General features: G+C 60.5%; 20 protein-coding genes. 1 reads left to right on the plus strand and 19 read right to left on the minus strand.

The features are described from left to right. Positions 1–10: 10 nt before the first annotated feature. From AC1ROI_RS30575 to AC1ROI_RS30665, 19 genes are all read right to left on the minus strand, one after another. The gene (locus tag AC1ROI_RS30575) at positions 11–319 is read right to left on the minus strand and encodes an addiction module antidote protein (protein WP_010455651.1); all 309 of its coding nucleotides are present in this window, start codon (positions 317–319) and stop codon (positions 11–13) included. A gap of 2 nt (positions 320–321) precedes the next feature. Continuing rightward, positions 322–615, minus strand: a complete 294-nt coding sequence (locus tag AC1ROI_RS30580; protein WP_010455649.1) for a type II toxin-antitoxin system RelE/ParE family toxin — start codon at positions 613–615, stop codon at positions 322–324. A gap of 892 nt (positions 616–1,507) precedes the next feature. Continuing rightward, positions 1,508–2,200, minus strand: a complete 693-nt coding sequence (locus AC1ROI_RS30585) for a GNAT family N-acetyltransferase (protein WP_077749045.1) — start codon at positions 2,198–2,200, stop codon at positions 1,508–1,510. 115 nt (positions 2,201–2,315) lie between these two features. Continuing rightward, positions 2,316–3,107, minus strand: coding sequence for a ChbG/HpnK family deacetylase (locus tag AC1ROI_RS30590; protein WP_042932752.1), 792 nt, complete (start codon positions 3,105–3,107; stop codon positions 2,316–2,318). Beyond that, on the minus strand, positions 3,079–4,296 hold the full coding sequence (locus AC1ROI_RS30595) for a GNAT family N-acetyltransferase (protein ID WP_010455642.1): 1,218 nt from the start codon (positions 4,294–4,296) through the stop codon (positions 3,079–3,081). Before AC1ROI_RS30595 ends, AC1ROI_RS30590 begins: the two co-directional genes overlap by 29 nt. A gap of 4 nt (positions 4,297–4,300) precedes the next feature. Next, positions 4,301–4,990, minus strand: coding sequence for a GNAT family N-acetyltransferase (locus AC1ROI_RS30600; protein WP_102594879.1), 690 nt, complete (start codon positions 4,988–4,990; stop codon positions 4,301–4,303). A gap of 86 nt (positions 4,991–5,076) precedes the next feature. After that, a complete protein-coding gene (locus tag AC1ROI_RS30605) occupies positions 5,077–6,996 on the minus strand; it encodes a hypothetical protein (RefSeq protein WP_102594878.1) in 1,920 nt (639 codons plus the stop codon). Continuing rightward, positions 6,993–8,297, minus strand: a complete 1,305-nt coding sequence (locus AC1ROI_RS30610; protein WP_077749050.1) for a lipopolysaccharide biosynthesis protein — start codon at positions 8,295–8,297, stop codon at positions 6,993–6,995. Before AC1ROI_RS30610 ends, AC1ROI_RS30605 begins: the two co-directional genes overlap by 4 nt. Next, positions 8,294–9,295, minus strand: coding sequence for a polysaccharide deacetylase family protein (locus AC1ROI_RS30615; RefSeq protein ID WP_102594877.1), 1,002 nt, complete (start codon positions 9,293–9,295; stop codon positions 8,294–8,296). The genes AC1ROI_RS30610 and AC1ROI_RS30615 overlap by 4 nt, the downstream gene beginning before the upstream one ends. Before the next feature lie 12 nt (positions 9,296–9,307). Continuing rightward, the gene (locus AC1ROI_RS30620; protein WP_010455633.1) at positions 9,308–10,444 is read right to left on the minus strand and encodes a glycosyltransferase; all 1,137 of its coding nucleotides are present in this window, start codon (positions 10,442–10,444) and stop codon (positions 9,308–9,310) included. Beyond that, positions 10,437–11,405, minus strand: coding sequence for a glycosyltransferase family 2 protein (locus AC1ROI_RS30625; protein WP_102594876.1), 969 nt, complete (start codon positions 11,403–11,405; stop codon positions 10,437–10,439). The genes AC1ROI_RS30620 and AC1ROI_RS30625 overlap by 8 nt, the downstream gene beginning before the upstream one ends. Then, positions 11,402–12,769: an O-antigen ligase family protein gene (locus AC1ROI_RS30630; protein ID WP_102594875.1), complete on the minus strand. Its 1,368-nt coding sequence runs from the start codon at positions 12,767–12,769 to the stop codon at positions 11,402–11,404. The genes AC1ROI_RS30625 and AC1ROI_RS30630 overlap by 4 nt, the downstream gene beginning before the upstream one ends. Further along, positions 12,766–13,854, minus strand: coding sequence for a glycosyltransferase family 4 protein (locus AC1ROI_RS30635; protein WP_083376386.1), 1,089 nt, complete (start codon positions 13,852–13,854; stop codon positions 12,766–12,768). Before AC1ROI_RS30635 ends, AC1ROI_RS30630 begins: the two co-directional genes overlap by 4 nt. Further along, positions 13,851–15,443 (minus strand): GumC family protein, encoded by a 1,593-nt coding sequence (locus AC1ROI_RS30640; RefSeq protein ID WP_102594874.1) that lies wholly within the window; start codon positions 15,441–15,443, stop codon positions 13,851–13,853. Before AC1ROI_RS30640 ends, AC1ROI_RS30635 begins: the two co-directional genes overlap by 4 nt. 17 nt (positions 15,444–15,460) lie before the next feature. Beyond that, on the minus strand, positions 15,461–16,486 hold the full coding sequence (locus AC1ROI_RS30645; protein ID WP_102594873.1) for a polysaccharide biosynthesis/export family protein: 1,026 nt from the start codon (positions 16,484–16,486) through the stop codon (positions 15,461–15,463). A gap of 22 nt (positions 16,487–16,508) precedes the next feature. Further along, positions 16,509–17,156 (minus strand): CpsD/CapB family tyrosine-protein kinase, encoded by a 648-nt coding sequence (locus AC1ROI_RS30650; protein WP_010455621.1) that lies wholly within the window; start codon positions 17,154–17,156, stop codon positions 16,509–16,511. Continuing rightward, positions 17,157–17,903, minus strand: a complete 747-nt coding sequence (locus AC1ROI_RS30655) for a sugar transferase (protein ID WP_010455619.1) — start codon at positions 17,901–17,903, stop codon at positions 17,157–17,159. Further along, positions 17,900–18,958, minus strand: coding sequence for an NAD-dependent epimerase (locus AC1ROI_RS30660; RefSeq protein ID WP_102594872.1), 1,059 nt, complete (start codon positions 18,956–18,958; stop codon positions 17,900–17,902). The genes AC1ROI_RS30655 and AC1ROI_RS30660 overlap by 4 nt, the downstream gene beginning before the upstream one ends. Continuing rightward, positions 18,955–20,307: a UDP-glucose dehydrogenase family protein gene (locus AC1ROI_RS30665; protein WP_102594871.1), complete on the minus strand. Its 1,353-nt coding sequence runs from the start codon at positions 20,305–20,307 to the stop codon at positions 18,955–18,957. Before AC1ROI_RS30665 ends, AC1ROI_RS30660 begins: the two co-directional genes overlap by 4 nt. Before the next feature lie 388 nt (positions 20,308–20,695). Here AC1ROI_RS30665 and AC1ROI_RS30670 point away from each other — a divergent pair, with 388 nt between their 5' ends. Next, positions 20,696–22,393, plus strand: a complete 1,698-nt coding sequence (locus tag AC1ROI_RS30670; protein WP_102594870.1) for a sulfatase-like hydrolase/transferase — start codon at positions 20,696–20,698, stop codon at positions 22,391–22,393. Positions 22,394–22,566 lie beyond the last annotated feature (173 nt).

Raw genomic sequence — 22,566 nt, forward strand, 5'->3', positions numbered from 1 at the left:
GAAGAATCTCTCAAAGCACCGAGTGATTGATCGAATGACCTGGCTGCGCGCAGAGATCGATGCCGAGGGCATGGATGACCTTCAAAACCGTATCAAAGCGTGGTTTTGCACCGGGCGCGAAGGCCTTGTACAGGCTTTCGCGACCCATACCCGAGTCCTTGGCAATCTGTGTCATTCCGCGCGCTTTCACCACGTATCCGATAGCACGAAGAAATTCCTCGTTATCGCCCTCTGCGAGCACTTGTGAGAGGTACTCGCTAATGGCTTCGTCACTGTCCAGCAGTGCCGCCATATCGAAAGTAGTCAAAGTCTGGCTCATGTTTAAACCTCCTTTGCCAATTTTTTAGCCCGCCTGATATCGGCGGTTTGCGAAGATTTATCACCACCGGCCAAAAGCACAATGACGACACTGTTTCGCAAAGTGAAGTAGACCCGATAGCCGGCGCCGACGTCCACGCGCATTTCGGAAACGCCGTCTCCCACCGGCTTGATATCACCCAGGTTACCTGCAGAGGCACGATCAATGCGACGAGCGATAGCAATCTTCGCCCGCAAGTCACGAACTGAGGCATGCCATGCCACGAAGATCATAGTTTGTTGAACAATATAATTCATTGCTCAAATGTATCCACTTGGATACGAATGAGCAGTCAGGCGCTTCCTTCGCCAGGGATGGCTTTTCCCATAGATGTGTGGGACGTATCACGCTCTCAGCAGCGAAATCACCCGGCCCTCCTGTAGTTGATCGTCGTCGAACACAAAATCTTCGTGCGCTGGAGATCCACTGTAGGAGCGAGCCTGCTCGCGATAGCTCTCTGTCAGTCACATCAATGCCGAATGTGCTGCCGCCATCGCGAGCAGGCTCACTCCTACATTGGATCGTCGTCGAACACAAAATCTTCGTGCGCTGGAGATCCACTGTGGGAGCGAGCCTGCTCGCGATAGCTCTCTGTCAGTCACCTCAATACCGAATGTGCCACCGCCATCGCGAGCAGGCTCACTCCTGCATTGGATCGTCGTCGGACACAAAATCTGCGTGCGCTGGAGATCCACTGTGAGAGCGAGCCTGCTCGCGATAGCTCTCTGTCAGTCACATCAATGCCGAATGTGCCGCCGTCATCGCGAGCAGGCTCACTCCTACATTGGATCGTCGTCGAACACAAAATCTGCGTGCGCTGAAGATCCAATGTAGGAGCGAGCCTGCTCGCGATAGCTCTCTGTCAGTCACATCAATGCTGAATGTGCCGCCGCCATCGCGAGCAGGCTCGCTCCCACATTTGAATCCCTCCGTACACAAAGCCCGTGTGCACCGCAGATCCACTGTAGGAGCGAGCCTGCTCGCGATAGCTCTCTGTCAGTCACATCAATGCCGAATGTGCCGCCGCCATCGCGAGCAGGCTCACTCCTACATTGGATCGTCGTCGAACACAAAATCTGCGTGCGCTGAGGATCTACTGTGGGAGCGAGCCTGCTCGCGATGGCCGCAACTCGGTCTGTCTATCGGATATCAGGCGCTAGCCGCCCCTGTTACCACTGGCCGTCCCGGTTTGCGCAGCGGATCAAGCCGTGAGCCGGTGTAGCGGGTTTCGCGGTAGAAGCGCCAGAGTCCGAACAGGCCGTAGACGTGGGTGACGCGACCCTGTTCGTGGTAGCCCATGCGGATGTGCAGCTTCAGGGCAGGGATGTTGTGGGTTTCGCAGACGTCCACCACCTTGTTGCAGCCTTGGGCTGCCATTGCCGCCCAGAGGTCTACCTGAGCATCCACCGACAGGCTGGTGCCGAAGTAGGGGCGGGCCATTTCGCCGCCGAACTCGAAGAACTCACCAGGTTTGACCGGGAACCAGCAGCCGTAATAGTGACGGTCGTGGTAGTCGCGGACGCTGCCCCAGATGAACGCAACAGCGTGGCCTTCTTCGTCCAGATACATGTGCCCGGTGTGACCCTCGGTGGCGAGTTCGGCCATGGTCCCGACGCGGTCACCAAAATGCTTGCCGAAGGCGCTGGCGTTTTCAGGGGTGATGGTCACCATGCGCAGTCCCGAATAGGGACGCAGTTTGTGCGGCGGTACCGGGCTGATCAGGTCCCGTTCCATCCATAAAAGCTCCCAGTGGAAGAACACGTAGCGTTTCCACAGCGTGTTGAACGTGCGGCTCAGGCCTTTTTGTTTTATGCGTTCGCGAAGCTTTTCGATGATGCTCATGACGCTCTCCTTAGCCTAAGCCAGGGTGTGGGTGAAAACGCTTTTGATGGGTATAGATCAAGCTTGAAAGTTCATATCAAAGCGCCAGCTTTGAATGTGTTGCAACGTATGTAACTCATTCGAGCGCGGCTTCACCGGTCACCAAATGGCTGTTCAAAACACCATAGGATGCCCGCGGCACACCGTGAAGACGCCGCTCTAGAACAAGGGTTAGAGACTCTTCTGGCTGCAAATAGGCATCACCGAAATCAGCGCCAAGCTGAGTCGGATGAGCCACGATTTCCAGCACACCATCGGTCGGCATGGCCTCATTGCGCAGGTCCACTGGCGTGCACACATAATCCGCAGTCACACCCGCCAGGCTCTGCAAACGACTGTTGAGCAAGGTCTTGAACACGCGCTTGGGCAAGCTCAGGTTTTGCCCCAGATTGCGCGCAAGGCGCACGGGCACCCCTTGGCTCGCGGCGAAGCGGGCGACGATCTCACCGATGGGCCAGATGTTGTGAACGTGTTGATGGGAATCGATGTGGCTGGGCCGTACACCGTTGTCCACGCAGCGTTGCCATTGGGCGTTGAGCTCCTCCAACACTGCGTCGCGGTCCCCCCGGCTCAGCCAGAGGCGATGGCGGGACAGGTTGAGATCGAACACCCCATGGCTGTCACAGAAGTTCCTTCGACCCAGAATCGACTGACTCAACGGACGCCCATACGTGAGGTTGAAATGCAGGCCGATCCGGTCCTTGAGCAACGGATGCTGGGCCATGATGCACGCCGCTTCGAAGGCCGGCATATTGGCCATGGCCGTGGCGGAGCTGATCACCCCCGCCTGGAAGGCGCCCAGGATTACCGCGTTTTCGCACGGGCTGAGACCGAAATCGTCAGCGTTGACTATGACTTGGCGAGGCATGGTCGCCCTCCCTGTTTGTGTCGGTTGGCTTCGTTGCTTTGACCACTGCGGCAACGGGCGCCGGTGCAGTGGCAACGGTCGCTGCTGCCCGTTTGGCTTGCCATTTCTGCAACAAGGGTTTGAGCCGCTGCCAGAGTCTCAGGGCCAGGCCCAGCGCCAGACCGCTGGGGCGCCAGGAATAGAAACTCCAGCGCCAGTGTTCGAGTTGCCCGGTCATGCGTTCGTGCAGTTGATGGCTGGAATTTTCCAGGCTCACCCGCGAGGCATCGATCCAGCGCCAGTGCTCGTCCAGCCCCCAGCGAATCCACTCGTCGAGCAGCACCCGACCGCTGCCCAGATCGGCGTATTGCGGCAGGAACGCCAGGTTGTAATCGTACAACCGGCCTTGCTCCAGCAACCCGAGGCGGTAGCTGATGCAGCGCCCGTCCAGCTCCAGCACCACGACCCGCACCAGCCCCTGTTCGGCGAGGGCGGTGAAGGCTCGGTCCATCCATTGTCGGTGACGTTCGTCGGCGAAAATCCCGACGCCTTCATCGCCTTTCCAACTGACCGCTTCGACTTCACTGATGGCCTGCAACAACGGACCCATGGTCGACGCATCGGGGGTGATCCGTCGAACCTGGGCACCACAGGCTGCGATGCGTTTGCGTGCGCGGCGCAGTTTATAGCGGGGGTCACCCGAAACTTCCTGGTGGTCCGCGTCGCTGATCACGTGCACCGGCACCCGACAGCTGAGGCGCCGTTCACCGGTCGAGCTGTGCGCCATCCACTCGGTCAGCACGCTTTCTTCGCCGACCGGTTCCGACAACTCGTTGAGTTGCAGCAGGGCATGGGGAAGTTGTCGGCGGATCTCGATCAGTGCCTTGCGGATATTCTCCGAGTCCGTTTTTGCAAGGAGCGCAAGGCGGTCCGCAAGTGGGTAGCCAAGGTGATGCAGCACGCGAAACGGCAGCCTGGCGAAACGCTCGACGGAGGCCACCAACGGCAAACACAAGACCAGCTCATGACCCTGCCAGCCAAGCAACACATGCAAACGTTGCCCGGTGGTCAGGGCCTGTTCGGATGCACGCATCCAGGCCAGTGTGTTGAACGGTGTGTGGTCCGTCACTCGCAGACGCAACGCTTCATAAGCCGTTTCCGGGAAATCAGCGGCGCACAACGAAGTGCGCCATTCGAATCGTGCTGCCATAGGGTCAGCTCACCGCTGCTGTGGCGGGTTCACGTGCCGGTTTGCGCAAGGCATCCAGGCGTGAGCCGCTGTAATGGGTTTCGCGGTAGAAGCGCCAGCGACCAAACAGCTCGTAGACGTTCATGATCCGCCCTTGTTCCTTGTAGCCGGTGCGTATGTGCAGCTTGAGGGCAGGGACATTGTGAGACTCACAGACATCCACCACTGTGTGGCAACCCTGGTCCAGCATGGCTTTCCACAACTCCGTCTGCACGTCCATCGACAGCGCGGTGCCCCAGTACGCGCGGGTCAGCTCGCCGCCGAATTCGAAGAACTCGCCTTCTTTCACCGGGAACCAGCAGCCGTAATAGTGTTTGTCATGATAGTTGCGTGCCGCACCCCAGATGAAGGCCACCGCATCACCCTTGTCGTCCAGGTGCATATGCCCGGTGTAGCCTTCACGGGCCAGTTCGGCCATGGTCTCCACGCGGTCACCGAAGTAACGGGTGAACGCCACGGCGTTTTCCGGGGTGATGCGCACTACCTGCAGCGGTGGGTAGGGCCGGAGTTTGTAAGGCGGCAATGGAGTGACCAGATCGCGCTCCATCCACAACAGTTCCTCGTGGGAAAACACGTAGTGCTTCCAGATTTTATTGAAGGTGGCGCGCCAACCTTTTTGTCTGATGTGTTGGCTGAGTTTCTGCAAAACGCTCATGTTATTGACTCCTGACGGTCTCGGCCGCGAGTGGAGTGATGCGAGGTGCGGCCAATGGCCGATTTCGCTATTCAATACTTGGCAATTCATGAGGCGCTCCAGCTGAGATTGAACAGGGTCCGTCCTGGCAGCTCGAAGCTGACGCGACCGTCCTGGCAATTGAAGGGTGCGTCGCGGGCGCGGTTGTCGGCACCGAAGTAGCTTAATGAACCGTTGGCCAGCGGACACTGGACTCCAGTCAGGGCCACACGCTGCAAGCGCGTGGCTTTATTGACGCCCAGAAGGTTGCGCTTCTTGTCCTCGGCCATGGCCAGCACGTCGACCTCGAAGGCGTCGTTATCGAGGAGCATCACGTCGTGCAGCCAATGCTGGCGGATGAACTGCTGAGCCAGGCCCACGGGCTTGAGCTCGAAGCGATCGTCGCCGAGGACACGCAACATGCCTTTGGGGTAGTTCGGTTCGTCAGCAGCCTGGAACCAGCTCAGCATCTCCAGCAAGCCATCCTGGGACGAGTTGATGACGACCGACGTCCACCACAACGATGCGAAGTGGGTTTCCTGATCGTAAGGACTGAGGCTGGAACCGCTGGACATGTTGGTCTGGTCCAGCAGCAAGGCTTTGCGCGGCCGGCCCTGGGCGTCGAGGCCGACCAGGTCGGCGGCGCGGCGCACGCTGTCACGGTAGACCCGTGTTGCCAGCAGGTCGCGAATCATCCATTCGTGCCAGGCCAGGGCATCGATGTTGTCGCCGGATTCGGCCAGCAAGCGTTTGGCCCAATCGATGCCGCGTTTGTCGGCGGCGTTGTCAGCAAACGGGCCGTTGACCAGTCGCGAACTGGCGGGCATGGCGATGCGCACGCCGGCCTTGGCATTGGCGGGATTGCTACGCACTTGCCGGGCCATGCTGTTGAAGATGCTTTGGTAGTTGGCGTAGTCCGGGTAATTGAGGTTCGGCTCGTCGGCAAAACCGATGTAGTGCGTGCCTTTGCCACCCAGGGCCCGGGTCGACGCGAGCCAGGCGTCGAGCCCGGCGTTGCTCAGGGTGTCGGCGCGCAAGTCAGCCTGGCGCTGGCTCCCGGCCAACAGCGTGATGTCCTGGGTGATGCCGAAGCGGTCCTGATACAGCCGACGGAATTCATCTTCGTAGTGCGGATTCTTCGCCGTGATGTCGACGAAACTGTAGTAAGTGCCCGCCTGTGGCTTGAGTGCATCGAGCACTGCATAACTCGATTCCGGCACCTTGACGTAGGGCAGGGCGATGCCCAGGTTCGGGGTCGGCCCCAGCATTTTATTGTGCAATGTCAGCCGGACCTGGCCATCGTCTTCGCGCAGGGGCTTGAGTTGCTGCGGATTCTGGGCGAAGAGGTTGGCGGTGCCATCTAGCCAGAACGCCACCTTGCCGCTGCCTTGCAGGCGCAGGCGCCAGACCTGTGCTTCTGTTGCGACGGGCAACTCGACCTTGTCGAACTGCCAATAACCCCGATACGGTTTCAGCGCCAGCGCCACTTGTTTGCCGTCGCCCACGCGCTGCGCTTGCAAGGCGCTGACACCGCCGTGGAACTTGCCGGCCAGCACTGCGCGCTCACCCGGCGCTACCTTGAAGTACAGCTCATCGCCATTGTGGGTTTCGGCGCTGAAATGCACCTTGGCCGGGGCGAACAACGCCACCGTGTGTTCGTCGTGTTCAACCCGGTAGCGACGGAAGCTGTAGCCCGGAATTTCCAGTTGATAGCTGGAGGCACTCGGGGTCAACGGCCAGCTCTGGCTGCCGCGCGATTCGCTGGGGGCGATCAGGCGCTCGCCCTGGAGTTTGCCCTGGCCGTCGAGCAGGTACAGGCGTTCTTCGTTGGCATCCGCCTGCCACGCCGGCGCCCAGCGAATGGTCAGCGTGTCGGGACGATCCGGTTGCAGGTACAGGCTGCCGTCGCGAATATCGGCCCAACGCATGGGCGCCGCCTGGGCGCTCAGCGCGAGGCCAAGGCTAAACAGCAGGACCAGGCGTTTCATGCCGACTTCCGTTGCAGCATGTGCAGCATCGGCGTTACATCGCTGGGCAGGATGATCAGGGTTTGCCAGACCGGCACACCGCTCAACCGGCAGTACATCACCAGCAGCGCGAGAGTCACCGCGAGGTAGGCGATGGACGAGGCCGCCGCCGCGCCGACGATCCCGTAGGCCGGAATCAGCACCAGGTTCAGCGCCAGGTTCAGCAAGGCGCCCAGACCCATCAACAGCGAAATCGTGCCGGGACGGTTTTTGCCCAGCAAGTCCAGGCGCAGGATGCTCGCGTAGCACAGGCCCAACAGGCCCGGCAGCAGCGCCAGCAAGGCCGGATACGCCGGCTGATAGGCCGCGCCGAACAGCGTCACGATGAGCCATTCGCCGATCACCGCCATGGTCACGCAGGCGCCGAGCATCACCGTGGCGGTCAGGCGCAGGGCCAGCGGCGTCACTTTGTCGATGCCTTCTTCCTGTTGCAGCAGGCGTTTCATCAACGGCGTGGTCACGGCTTCCGGGACAATCAGCAGCAATTCGGCGGCGGCGCTGGCCATGGCGTAATGACCGAGCGCGGTGCTGCCGAGCAGGGCGCCGATGAACAGGTAATCGGAGCGCAGGATCACTTGCTGGAACAGCAGGTCGGGATGGCTGCGAGCGCTGTAGCGCAGCAGCTCGTTCTGGCTGGCGCGGTCCCATTGCAATTTCAGGGGCTGAGCGCGTTTGAGCCAGAACCAGCCCGCCAGTACCACCAGGCTGATGCCTGCCAGCCAACTGATCAGCGCTGCTTCCAGCGCGGCGTCTTTCCACATCCAGAACAAGGCGAGGAACAACAGCAGCGGCGCCAGGGATTCCACCAGGCGCAACGCGTTGAAGGCCACCACGCCGCCGGAGGCGTTGTGCAAGGTCAGCAGTCCGCTCTTGAGTACGGTCAGCGGCACCGCCAGCAACAACAGCCAGGCGAGCAGGCCCAGTTGCGTGGTGATGTCGAGTTCACTGCCGAACTCACGCACCAGGGCGACCACCAGCAAAGTCAAAAGACCCGCCAGCAAGCAACCGAACACCAGCACCTGACTCAGCAGCAACCCCATGGGGCGTTGCTTGGCCGCCTGAAAACCCACCGCCGAATTCAGCCCGCCGCTGGTGGCGGCGCTGATCAGGTCGGGCAAGGTGCTGAGCAGGGCAAACAAACCCCGTTCGCTCGGCCCGAGGATCCTTGCGAGTAACACGTTGCGCATCAGCCGCAAACCGATCATCGCCAGTTTGGTGCCCATGCTCAGGGCCAGATGCTTGAGGTAATGGCTGCGGCTCATGTGCGGGCCCCGCGGAACAGGCGCCAGGACAGCAGCTGCGGATTGCGCGCCACCCGCTGGCTGACGCCGAAACGGGGCAGGTTCAAGGGGTCATCGGTGCCCCGATAGATCCCGGTGCCGGTGCCCAGGGCGAACGGGTAATCGTGATCGGCAACGTGTTCGCGTACCCGCGCATCGTTGTCGCCGTTGGGGTAGCAGTAGACCGGCAGCGGCCGGTTGCAGCCATTGTGCAAGGCGTCGCGGCTGCGGCTGAGTTCTTCATGCAAACGCTGATCATCGAGGCCGGTGAGAATTGCATGGCTGGCGCCGTGGGGACCGAACCGCACCAGCCCCGAGCCTTCCAGCATGCGCACCTGCTGCCAGTCCAGCGCCTGGGGCAATGACTCGTCTGGGCACTCGTCGGTCAGGCGATTCAAGTCAGCAGGGCTGAGGGTTTTCAGGCTGTGCAGAAAATGCAGCAAGGCCAGGCTGCGACGTTCCACATCCAGTTCATCGAAGGCCACCGGCAACGGCCGACCGACTTGTCGCAGGCAATCGATCAATTGCATCCGCGCCCGTTCACCGTGGCTGCCCCAGAGGGTTTCGCCGATGCTCTCCCACCAGAACCGCTGGCGGCTGCCGATGAAATCGGTGGAGAGAAAAATGCTCGCCGGCACCTGGTATTTTTGCAACAGCGGGAAGGCATTCAGCGCATTGTCGCGCCAGCCGTCGTCGAAGGTCAGGGTGATTTTCGGGCGATCCGATCTCACCGTGCCGGGTTGCAAGATGTCCATCAACGACACGCAATCGAAGTGTTTTTTCAGCCACAACAGCAAGTGTTCGAAGGCTTTTGGCCCGACGCACAGCTCATTGCGGTGGGGCAGGTCGGCGGCGTGGTCGCTGGCCAGCACCCGGTGCAGCATCAGGATCACCCCGGCGCCTTGCAGTTGATTGCGGCCCACCGGCGAGTTGAGATACAGCCAGCCACTGGTACGTTTTAATAGTTGTTTGATCGCCATGGCTCAGTCCTTTCAACGGTTTTGCTCAGGGTTCCACTGGGCGTACCGCTGCCCCCGCAGGAACTGCCACAGACCGATACTCATCCCGGCCAGGGTCACTAGCAGGAACGCGGCGAGGCGGAAAGGTTTGGGCAGCCGGTGTTGCGAATCCAGCAGGCCGGCGATGGCCACGGCGTAACCGAGCAGTTGCGCGATCAGGCTCAGGCGATAGAAACCGTGTTCTTCCCACAGCCAGAAATTGCTCAGCAACAGCGGCAGCAACAGAATCGGCGCCAGACGGCGGATCAACTTGTGGCTGATCAAGGCAATCGAATACAGGCCATGTTTCAGCGGATTGAGCAGCTCGCTACGTTGGGCCAGGCTTTGCAAGCCCCCGACGGTGACGCGCTGACGGCGGCGGAATTGTTTGTCTGCTTCATCGACGCCTTGGTCGATTACTTGCGCTTCGGGCACATAGACAATGCGCTTGAACGCCACCGGCGCGCAGGTGCTGATGAAGAAGTCATCGTTGACCTCGGCCGGCACCTCCTGGAACAACTCGCGGCGCAGGGCAAGCAGGGCGCCGTCGGCGGAGACCATGCAGCCGGTGCGGTTTTCCACCCTGCGCAGCCAGCCTTCGTAATGCCGATAGAGACTGTCGCCGATACTCAGGCCACCGCCGGTGACCGGGATCACCATGTGCCCGGCGCAAGCGCCAACCTGGGGATCGCACAGCGGCGCCAGCAGGTGACCGAGGGTGTCGCGGGACCATTGGTTGTCGGCATCGGTGAACACCAGAATATCCCCGGTGCTCAACGCCACGCCGGCATTCAGGGTCGCGGCCTTGCCCTGGCGAGGCAGGTCGAGGATGGTGATTCGCGGGTCGATGACCTTGCGCGCACAGGCCACGGTGTCATCGGTCGAACCGTCGCTGGCCAGAATGATCTGCAGCGAGGCCGGCTCATAATCCTGAGCGAGCAACGTGCGTAACTTGTGTTCGATGTGCCGCGCTTCGTTGTGCGCGGCAATCACGATGCTGATGTTCATCGGTTCCGCGATTGCGTTACGCCGCGCCGCAAACAATGGCGCCAGCAGCGTCAACAGCAAGGGGTAACCGAGATAGGCGTAAACCGGCAGCAACAGGCACAACCAGAAAATGAATTCAGCCACGGGCAGGCCTCCTGGCTTTCCAATGACAAAAACTGAGAACAAACGCGGCACCGGCCAGGTGCAGACGCAACCAATGCAGGCCCCAGAGTTGCAGGGTCAACAGCAGATCACGGTGTTTTAAGGTCTGGCGCATGCTCAAGGCCAGCGCCGGTAGGCTGGTCAGGAACAACATGAGAGCCGCATGGTGGGGGAAGCCATCGAGCAGGGCGGAGATTGCCAGGAAATCCAACATCCAGGCGGCGAGCGACATCAGCGGGAAGCGCAGCAGACGCATGCTCATCCCGTGACTGCGCAGTAACTGCAGATGACTGCCCTGACGCCAGAATTCCTTGCCCATCCATTCACGCCAACTGCACTCATACCCCCAATGCAGGGCGACGGTCTGGTTGACTGACAGCAGGCGCGCGCCCGCGTGGGAAAGGCGCATGGTGAAATCCTTGTCCTCGCCGGTGCGCAGGGTTTCATCGAAGCCGCCGACCTTGTCGAACCAGGGGCGGCGCATCAACAGGTTGGAACTGGGCAGCCAGCGCACCGTCTGCACCGTCTCGTTGTTCGGACGCAAGGTGCGACGTTGCCAGGCATTGGCATACCAGGGGGCTTCGGCCGGGGTGTGCAAGTCCAGCCCGAGAACGTCGACCTGAACCGCGGGCTCGATTTTCAACAACAGCGTGAGCCAGTCCTCGGGCAATTCGACATCGGCATCGATGAAGGCCAGCCATTCACCGGTGGCGATGGCCGCACCGCGATTGCGCAAGGCGCCGATGAGCACGCCCGGCAGCACCAGCACCTGAGCGCCGAATTGCCGGGCTATCTGCGGGCCCTGATCGTCGGAACCGTTATCGACCACGATCAGCTCGCATTCCAGACCGGCGGCGATGGCAGCGCGTTGCGCAGCCAACAAGGTCCGAGCGATGTGGCGAGATTCGTTGTACATCGGAATAACAATACTGATGCGGCTCATGCCTTGGCCTCCGCGAGTGGGCTTTCTTCGGCTTTCAAACGCAGCACGCTGGTCAGGGCGAGCATGATCCACACGTACTTCTGGTTGGGTGCGCTGAGGAACATCAAAAACAGTGTCAGCGACAGAAAACTCATGCTCAGGTGCGTCAGCAAATCTGCCTGTTCGCGGTTGCGTCGCTGCATCCATGCACGACGGGCGCGGACCAGGTTGTACAAACCGAGGCCGAGCATGCCGACGAACAACAGGCCGGCGGGAATCCCCAGCTCACTGAAGATTTCCAGGTAGGTGTTGTGGGCGCGGCGGTACAGATCGCCGATCTTGCGGTTGGCCGAAAATGCCTTGGCATAACCGGTGGTGGCGTAGTGCAGCGGGAACGTCCCGGGGCCGGTGCCCAGCAACGGGTTCTCGCGGATCATCTCGCTGCCGACCACAATGTACGAGGCGCGGCGGCCGAGGGATTGGTCCTGGCTCTTGGCGCCGGCGCTCAAGATGCTCAAGGACTGAATGCGCTCGATATACCCCTTCGGCATCGCATACAGGGCCAGCGGAATTACGATCACCAGGCCCAGCATGGCAAACCCCAGGTGCCGTGGACGGATGCGTTTGAGCTCGAGGCGGTAGTGCCAGACGCCGATCAGCAGGCTGAGGAACAGCACCACCAGCCCCGAACGGGATTCAGTCTTGGTCATGCCGCCCAGCAGCAAAATGCAGCAAGCGACCCAGAAAACTCGATGCAGAAAGTGCGGGCTGCGCACCACCAGCAGCAAGGCAAGCGGCACGGCGAAGGCGATCAGCATGGCAAAGGCGTTCGGGTCTTCCAGCAGGCCGGCGGCGCGCCCCTGGTCCTGGTATTTGCTGGAGAACATCGCCAACACGCAGGTCGCCGTGACACTGAGGGTGACCATCTTGGCGAACAGGTCCATGTTCAGCTCGCGGCCGATCAGCAGGGTGATCACAAACAGCACCAGGCCGACACTCAGCTCCCGCAGATGCGCCATCGACATGCCCATGTTATCGGTGTTGATCACGCTCAGCAGGTACAAGACCATGAACCAGATCAGGTAGCGCCAGATGTTGCTGCGCAGGCGTTCGGAGGGAATCTGGTGGATGGCCAGTTGCAGCATCAGGATCACGGCTAATGACGCGCCGAGGAACTTGGTGCCCGACAGCGAACTGTCCTTGAAGAAACCTTCGAACGGCACCAGCGCCGCGATCCCGAGCAAACCCCAGGTGGGTTTTCGGTAAAGCAGCGCGACACCGACCAGGCCCAGCACCGCTCCCGGCGCCAGATACGGATAAGGGCTGGCCAGCAAAGCGAGGCAGACCAGGCCAAACAAACTGACGATCGAGAGCGGAAAGATCACGCGCGTGCCTCCCGTGCAGTACGGAGATAAAGTTGCGACCAGCGTTCGGCCAGGGCCTTGAGGTCGTAACGGTCCAATTGCGTACGTTTTGCGTTGTCGATCAGGTCGCGGGCCATGGCCGGTTCAGTCAGCAACGAGCCGATCTGGCGGGCGAGGGCGGCGCTGTCGGCGGGTGTCGCCAGCAGGCCGTTGTGCCGGTCTTGCAGCACATCGGGGATCCCGCCGACGCCGAACGCCACCACCGGCACACCGGCTTGCATCGCTTCGAGCAGAATCATCGGCGTGCCTTCGGTGCGCGAGCTGATCACCAGCGCATCGAGTTGTCGCCACCACACACTCATGTCGGTCTGGTAACCCGGCAGGGTGATGCGGTCCTGTAAACCCGCTTCGTTGATACGCGCCAGCAGCGTCTCCCGTTCCGGGCCGTCGCCGAGCATCACGGCGTCCAGTTGCGGGTGTTGCCGGCAGAGTGGAATCAGCGCATCGAGAAAAAAGTCCGGGCCCTTTTCACTGCTCAGCCGCCCGACGTAACCGGCCAGCCAACGCTGGCGTTTCGCGTGACGCGGCAACAGTCCGTCAGTCGCCGGCAGACCATTGGGAATCACCTGCAGCTTTTCCGCCCGGACGCTGGCCTGACGGCACAGCACGGCGATGCTTTCGGCAACGCAGACCACGCGATTCACCGACGCGGTGCGGCACAGTTGCAGGCTCAGCCAGGTGTAGAACTTCTGCTTGCGGCTGCGCGGTGTGAAACCGTGCTGGGTAATCACCAGCGGCAGGCGCAACAACGTTGCGCCCACCCAGCCAAACAACAGGCCCTTGAAGTTGTGCGTATTGATCAACGGCCGTTCCGCCCGGCGCTGGCGCAAATGCGCCAGTAATTCCCCCAACCCCGCGCAACCCCGGCAGTCGACCCCCGCCTGACGAAACCGCGCGATCAAGTCTGGCGGCGCATCGAGAAACAGCACTTGGTGCTGCCCCGGCGTCGCCAGGCAATGGTCCAGCAGCATCCGCTCAGCCCCGTAGAAGCCGCCGCTGCTGAGCAAATGAATGATCGGCAGGGAAGGGATGAGCGGCGCGTTCAATTGCGCACCCAATGCACGAGACGCGGTAAGGACCAGTTGTTGTGCGGATTGGTGGGTTCCACGTTCTGATCGTTGATCACCAACAGCACCGGCAAGCCCAGTTCGTGGGTGATTTGCGCTGGGTGTTTGAAACGGTGATCGAAGAACTCACGCACGTAGACCAGGGCAATCGCCAGCAAGAGACCGGTGAACAAGCCGAACGGAATGATCAGCATCGGTTTCGGGAACGCCGCTTCGGTGGGCTCATACGGCGGGCTGAGCACCCGTGCGTTGGACAGGTCGTTGTCCAGCGAACGTGCGCTGCTGCTTTCGGCGAAGCGTTGGGCATAGGTCGAGAACGCCGCGTGCAACGCGTTGATCTCGGTGTCCATCTGCCGCAGCTTGCTCTGGGTTTCCTGCAACTGGTGGATGCGCTCCTTGAACTCGGCAATGCGCTTGGTTTTCTGGTCGATCACCGAGCTGACAATCGCCAGATCAGTGTTGCGTTCCTGAATCCGGTTGCTGACCACTTTCAGAAACTGCTGACGGGTTCGGGCGATTTGCTCGCGGGTCAGCAACATCGGTTCGCTGCTTGGCTGGAAGATCGCCAGGTCGTTCATGTAGCGGCTGACCTGTGTGGTCAGGGCCTCACCCATCTGTTTGATCTCACGATCCTCGAACGCCACATTGTCCACGGTGGTGGTGAAGGTGTAGGGGAAGGTGTAGTCGTTGAGTTTCGAGTTGCTCGCTGCGGCCAGGCTGGTTTTCAGGTAGTCGAGCCAGCGTTGGCTTTGCAGCAGGCGATCGCGGTACAGGTTGAGCGCCTGCTCCTCGGTGTTGATGGCATTGAGGCGGAAGGTGATTTCTTCCTTCGGATCGGACGAGCCGACCGCTTCAAGCAAGCCCAGCCGAGTGCCTTCCAGGCCATCGAGACGCACCTGGTATTGCTTCTTCTTGGTTTCGTAAAACGACTGCGGCAAATCGATCGATTGCAGTGCCTGACGGCTCGTCAGGTAGTTCTGCAGCAAGGCTGCGACAAAATGGGTGCCTTGGGTTGGATTGTCGAAGCTGTAGATGATGGAGATCACGTTGGAGCCTGGCAGGGTCTCGATTTTCAGACTGTCGATCGCCTGTTGGGTCAGGGCATCCAGCGCCGTGTCGCGTACCGGGTCGGTTTCCAGGCCCAGTGTGGCTTTCATCGGGTTGATCACGTATTCACGCAGCGGCGTGGTCACGTACTGTTTGAATGGCTGGGTCACCAGTTTGTTGAAAACGCCAGGGGTAGGCGTGTACTCACCCTTGTCGCGCAACTCGCTGATGGTCTGCCGGATCAACGCCGGCGAGCGCAGGATATTGCTCTCGGTTTCCATGTCCGCCAGGGACGGTGGAATGAACGAGGCGTTCTCCTGGTTGAGGGAGGTTGTGGCGTCTCCCTGTGAGAGTTTTTTGGACTGCACGATCACCTGGGCGGTGATATCGAAGCTCTGTTTGAGCATCAGCGGCAAGACCAGGGCGATCACTGCAAAGACCAGGAAGACTCGTTTCACCAACTGCTTGTTGGCGAAAAAGATCCTGAAGAACTCGTGCAGGTAGTTTTCCTTTGGATTCATGTCAGGTCACCTGGGAGTCAGTTGTTATTGCTGTCTTTGTTGTCGACGCGGTAGCCGAAGCTGAAGCCCACGCCCTGGAACAACACCACGTCTGCCAGTTGCCGCGCGAGCTCACCGGCGCTCGCCAGTTTGGTCTTCGGCACATAGAGCATGTCGTCCGGTTGCAGGTACGCAATCTGCGACGCATCGCCGGCCAAAGCCTTTTCGACGTCGTAGCGCACGGCCTGCACCTGGTTGCCATTGCGGCGCATGATCATCACCGAATCGAGCCGCGCCTTGGTGTTGCTGCCACGGGCCAGGGTCAGCGCTTCAAGCACCGAGACCGGCCGGCGGATCGGGTAGGACCCCGGTTGGCCAACTTCGCCCAGCACATAGATTTCGTTACCCGCCGTGGACTTCAGCAGCACGTCGACGGTCATCCGCCCCGGCAGCTTCGCGTAGCGTTGGTTGAGGAAGGTTTCCAGTTGATTGACGGTCATGCCTTGCAGCGGCACGGCGCCGATTTCCGGGAAGCTGGCGTAACCGTCGGTGCCCACGGTGATCTCCCGGCTCATGCCGGTAGCGGGGTGGTTCAGGGCACTTTTGAGGTTCGACTCGTTGCTCAGCGGGCTGATGACCTGCACGGACAACTGGTTGCGGTTAGGCTGGAACAGCTGTTTGCGCTGGTAGGCGCGCTGGATTTCCTCACGCGCCTGTTCGGACGTCAGCCCGGCGATTTTCACCGAGGTGTTGGCGCCCGGCAGTTCAATGGTGCCATCGGGCAGCACCAGTTGATTGCCGTTGAGCTGGCTGGCAGCGGTGAAGTTCAGGCCGATCTGGTCGCCGGACTGGATGCGGTAGGCGTCCGAGCCGCTGGTGCTGATGTGAAAGATCACGTCCAGCACATCCTGTGGACGCAAGGTCTGTTCGACCTTGGGCATGTCAGTGGCCTGGGCGTTGGCCGGTGAGGCCGTGAGGATATTCACCGGCATGTTCTGGGTTTCGGAAGTGCTGGAGCAACCTGCAAGCGGCAGCAACAGCAGGACAAGCATTTTGGCGTTCATGTCGTCATCCTTTTCTGATTGCTCACAGGTTTTTGTAGAGCCATTTCGGCATGTAGTACTTGCGCCGGTTGAAGACGCTGCCGACCAGTTTCGCGCCGGCCTGGGTCAAGCGCTGAACCGCCGCCTGGGCTACTTCCCAGCGCGTGTCTTCGGAGCGCACGACCATGATCACGCCGTCCACCTGGGTACTGATGATCATGGTGTCGGCGGCGGAATACACCGCGTCGCCGTCGATCACCACAAAGCGATACTGACTGCCGAGCTGATCGAGCAACGGGCCCAGGCGTTCAGGGGTCAGGTGCTCGGTGCCACGCACATACCGGCCGTTGGGCAGGATGTGGAAGGGCAGGCTGGAGACGTTCACCACGCAGTCCTGCAGCAGGGGCGGGCTCTGGGTGTTGAACAGCAGGTCGCGAAAACCGCGCTCCTTGGTCAGCCCCATCTGTTGCGTGAGGTTGGTCGATGACTGACTGGCATCGACCAGCAACACTTCGCCGCTGCTCATTTTCGCCAGCTGACTGGCCAGCGCCAGGGCACTGGTGGTGGTGCCGGCGCCGGGGTTGGCGGCGGTCAGAAATAGGATCCGCAGATCTTGATCGAGCACGGTCGAGGTCAGGTTGGACTCGCTCGGGTTGGCAATGCTTAGGCTTTTGGCTGATGAACCGTCCATTTAACTCGCTCCGTGGCCGCTGAATACTTTGAAGGGGGTTTTCAACAGGATCTTCAGATCAAGCAACAGGCTCTGCTCGGCGATATAGCTGAGGTCCAACTCAACGCGCTGGTCGAAGTCGATGTTGCTGCGCCCGGAGATCTGCCACAGGCCGGTCATGCCGGGGTAGATGCTCAGGCGTGCAAGGTGATTGTCCTTGTAGCGGTAGGCGTTGAACGAGGTCGGCCGCGGGCCCACCAGGCGCATGTCGCCCATCACCACATTGATCAGGTTCGGCAGCTCATCCAGGCTGCTGCGCCGCAGGAAACCACCGATGCCGGTGATGCGCGGGTCCTTGTCGATCTTGAAATCGATCGCGTCGGCTCCGTGCTTGTTCAGGTGACGCAGGGATTCTTTGAGCTCCTCGGCGTTGGCCACCATGGTGCGGAACTTGTACATGCCGAACATGCGACCGCGGTAGCCCGTGCGTTTCTGCACGAACATCACCGGTCCCGGGCTGCTGAATTTGATCGCCAGTGCCAGGCCCAACAAGATGGGCGAGATCAGCAGCAGAATCACCAACGCACCGAGGCAGGCGACCACGCGATTGGTGCGCGACAGCGTCCAGGGGCGACCGCCGTCACGGCCGGTCATCCAGCCACGACCCTGCATATGGATCGCGGTGTCGAGGCGCATTCGGTGCTCCGGGTCCAGGCGCTTGTCTCGGCGCATCTGTTGCATCGGCACCGTTTTTTCATGTCCAGTCATAGAATCCTCCGCTGAAGTTCAGCCGCTAGCGGCGCGTGGGCGATAGGCAGTGGGTAGTAATCGCGGAACCAGGCGATGAAGCGCCCGAGTCCTTCATCCAGCTCGATACAAGGCTGAAATCCGGTTGCCCGAGCCAGGTCGCTGGCATCGGCGCAGGTGTTGAGCACGTCGCCCGGCTGCAGTGGCAGCAACTCGACGAGGGCTTTTTGTCCAAGGTGTTTTTCCAGCAGCGCCAGGTAATCCTTGAGTTCCACCGGGTGCTGGCCGCCGATGTTGAAGATCCGCCACGGCGCCATGCTGCTGGCCGGGTCCGGTTGTTCACGGTCCCATTCGGCGTTGGCTTGCGGTGGACGGTCGATCAGGCGTGTGATGCTCTCGATGATGTCGTCGATGTAGGTGAAATCGCGCTGGTGTTCGCCGTAGTTGAACAACTTCAGTGGCTGCCCTTCGGCAATCGCCCGGGCGAACTGGATCGGCGACATGTCCGGCCGACCCCAGGGCCCGTACACGGTGAAAAAACGCAGGCCGGTGCAGGGAATGCCGAACAGGTGGCTGTAGCTGTGGGCCATCAGCTCGTTGGCTTTCTTGGTCGCGGCGTACAGCGACAGCGGATGGTTGACGCCGTCCTTCACCGAGTAAGGCGTGTGCTGGTTCGCGCCATACACCGAACTGGACGAGGCGTAGACCAGGTGCTTGACCGGGTGGTTGCGGCAGCTTTCGAGAATGTTGAGGAACCCGCTCAAATTGCTGTCGAGGTAAGCCCGTGGGTTCTCCAGGGAGTAACGCACCCCGGCCTGGGCCGCGAGATGAATCACCACCTCGGGCTTTTCACGGACAAACAGGGCCTCAATGGCAGGACCGTCGGCCAGGTCAACCGTCGCGAGCTGGAAAGCGCCAACCTGCTCCTGCACCCAATTCACGCGGTCGTGTTTGAGTTGCGGGTCGTAGTAATCATTGAAATTGTCGAGGCCGACCACCTGGTGCCCGTCACGGATCAACCGCAACACGCAATGGGCACCAATGAAACCGGCCGCTCCGGTGACGAGAATCTTCATGGCCGCGGCGCCTCGGGAACGATGTGCCGCAGGCCGATGCCGCTGTAGTGCAAACCGGCGGCCGCCACCTGTTCCGGGTTGTAGAGGTTGCGACCGTCGACGATCACCCGCGAACGCAGTTTGCTTGCCAGCAATTCAAAGTCGACCACGCGGAAGTTTTTCCACTCGGTGCAGATCACCAAGGCGTCGGCGTCCTCCAGCGTGTCGTCGCGGGTGGCGCACAGGTGCAGGTCATTGCGGTAGCCGTAGATGCGTCGGCATTCGGACATGGCTTCCGGGTCATAGGCCTGCACGCTCGCGCCTTCAGCCCATAACGCATCCATCAGGTAACGGCTGGGGGCTTCGCGCATGTCATCGGTGTTGGGCTTGAACGCCAGGCCCCAGATCGCGATGGATTTGCCGGCCAGCCCATCGGGGAATTGTGCTTTCAGTTTGCTGAAAAGAATGTGGCGTTGGCTGTCGTTGACGTCGGTGACGCTACGCAGCAAGCGCAGCGGCATGCCGTTGTGTTCGGCGGTATGCAGCAGGGCGCGCAGATCCTTGGGGAAGCACGAGCCTCCGAAACCGCAACCTGGGTAGATGAAGTGGTAACCGATGCGTGGGTCCGAACCGATGCCTTTGCGAACCGCTTCGATATCGGCCCCCAGCAGCTCGGTGAGGTTCGCCAGTTCGTTCATGAAGCTGATGCGCGTGGCGAGCATCGCGTTGGCCGCGTATTTGGTCAGCTCGGCACTGCGGTTGTCCATGAACATGAGCTTTTCATGGTTGCGGCAGAACGGCGCATAGAGCTCGCTGAGCTGGCCGCGGGCTTCCTCGTCGTCGGTGCCGACGATGATCCGGTCCGGGCGCATGCAATCGGCGAGGGCGCTGCCTTCCTTGAGAAACTCGGGGTTGGAGACCACCCGCACATTGAGGGTGCTCTTGCCGCGACGAAGCAGTTCTTCTTGGGCGGTGGCGGCCACCTGGTCCGCGGTGCCGACCGGCACGGTGGACTTGATGATCAGGGTGCGATCGGCCTCCATGTAACTGGCGATCTGGCGGGCCACATTCAGTACGTGACTGAGGTCGGCCGACCCGTCTTCATCGGCGGGCGTGCCGACGGCGATGAAAATCAGCTCGGCGTGTTCGACCGCGTCGCTGGCCTGGGTCGTGAACAGCAAACGGCCGGCCTTGATGTTCTCTTCCAGCGTGCCGGATAACCCCGGTTCGCTGATCGGCGGCACGGCCTGTTGCAATTGCTTGATCTTGTTGGGATCGATGTCGACACATAAGACACGATGTCCGACATCGGCCAGTGCCGCTGCTTGTATCAGGCCGACGTAGCCCGTACCAAATACGCTCACGTCCATATTGGCGTGCCTCGTAAGACGGTTGAAAGAACTGAAATAAGACTGTCAAAAGGGGTATAGCCCAGCGTTGGGAAAACGTGTCAGCAAAATGACATGTTGCGCAGCTATAACAGCCCCATTTTTGGGGCGTTTTGCCATCAAGTGCTTGCCACTGCTGGATTTGCCGCGGTTTTGACGGGTTTTTCACATTTCGAAGAAAACGATAAACGGTCGTAGGGCTTGAAGCACAAGGGTTGTAGCCGGTCAGGTGTGTCAGATTTGAGTCAACGTTTTTTTGACGCTTTGTGTAAAAACCCGACATTTCTTGCGCTTTGATGGCCCGGTGCTAGTGTCAAAAAATGGCTGACAATCTATTGGCCAACGGACGGCCGCGAGCATCGGAAATACTATGATTCGATATCTCAAAGAACTGCTCTTAGTTCTCTACTTATTCAAAAATTACGACTATTACCTGGAGCGCCTGAGCGCGTTGGGAATGAGTTTGCCGGTGCTGCTGTTTGGCGGGATGTTTATCGGGCTGACCGTGGCGCTGTTCATGACCGCGTACATTCGCCAGACGCTGATCCGTCATCTATTTGCTCTGATGATGTTTGTGTCCGCCGTGTTTTTCGATGTCTATACCCGCGTCACGGCCGACTACCTGACCTACAGCAGCTTCGTGTCGCTGGTGTATTCCGGCGGGTTCATTCAGGAGGCGGCGTACCAGTACCGCGACGCGATCATCAGCGGGGTGGTCGGCGGCTTGCTGCTGTTGTTCGGTATCGGGCTCAAACCGCGTCGGCGAATGCCGCTGCCCGGTGCGTTGCTGGTGGCGGCGCCGGTGCTCGGAGTGCTGCTGCTCAGTGCGGTGTTGTTCGTGCGAGCCGGCGAAGGCGCCCGTGGCCTGCCGATCATGTACACGCCGCTGGCCTACTTGAACCTGTTCACCTATGAAGCCCTGCACAACACCGTCGGCCCACGCGAGCCTGTGAGCCTGGCGCGCAACGACGTGCCGCCGGGGCACGACATCGTTCTGATCATCGACGAAAGCATTTCCGGCAACTACCTGGACATCAACGCCCCGTTCGGTGTGCACAGCAACCTCAAGGAACCGCGCCCGGGCGTCGCGATCTTCAATTACGGTTACGCCGCGTCCATTGCCAATTGCAGCGCCGACACCAACATCACCCTACGGTACGGCGGCACCCGCGCCGACTACATGCGCATCAACAGCACGATGCCGTCGATCTGGCAGTACGCGAAGAAGGCCGGCCTGCGCACCGTCTACATCGATGCCCAGCGCACCGGGGGCAACTTGCAGAACCTGATGAACGACGCCGAGAAAAAAGACATCGACGAGTTTGTGCAATTCGACCAGGCCAGCGTGCGTGATCGCGACATGGCGGCCGCGGCGAAACTGATCGACCTGCTCAACGACGGCAAGCCCGAGCTGGTGGTGATCAACAAGGTGGGCGCGCATTTTCCGGTGCATGACAAGTACCCGGATGCGTTCATGGCCTATCGTCCGACATTGCCTCGGGGCCAGTTTGTCGAGATCGCGGACACCGGCAAGCGCGATGGTTTCAACGGTCAGCCGGATGATTGGGTGCTCTACCGCAACGCCTACAAGAACACCTTGCTGTGGAACGTCGGAGAGTTTTTCTCACGGGTGTTTGCCCAGGCAGACATGAGCAATGCGCTGCTGATCTACACCTCGGACCATGGGCAGGACCTGCATGAACGGGGCAATCCCGGGTTGAATTTGCACTGCGGCGGTGATCCGGTGGCGGAGGAGGGCTTGGTGCCGCTGGTGGTGATTCAAGGGGATCAGTTGCGCACGCTGGATTGGCAGAAAGCGCTGGCCGCAAACAAGGATCGGTCGAGTCACTACAACATCTTCCCGACATTGTTGCAGTTGATGGGCTATGACCTGGCGGGGATCGAGGCGGTTTATGGCAAGCCGTTGAGTGTGCCGACGGCGGACGACTTTACGTTCAACTATCGCTTCAATGCGCGGCTGGGGGCGAAGCCTGAGTGGAAGTATATTGATCTGAACAGCATTGTGACGCCTTCGCAGGCGCCTACAAATGTTGCGGTGGGGCAGTGAGGTTTTTGGTTGACTGATCCGGCCTCATCGCGAGCAGCTCGCTCCTGCAGGGGTGTCTGTCGTTCAAAAGTCCCCTGTGGGAGTGAGCCTGCTCGCGATGGCGTCAGCCAGATCAGAGAGAAGTTTTCGGATGTACTCTCGGCTATCCTAGGCGCTCTGACTTCAGCGAGCCT

This window comes from Pseudomonas sp. GW823-FHT02C02 (assembly GCF_058797635.1).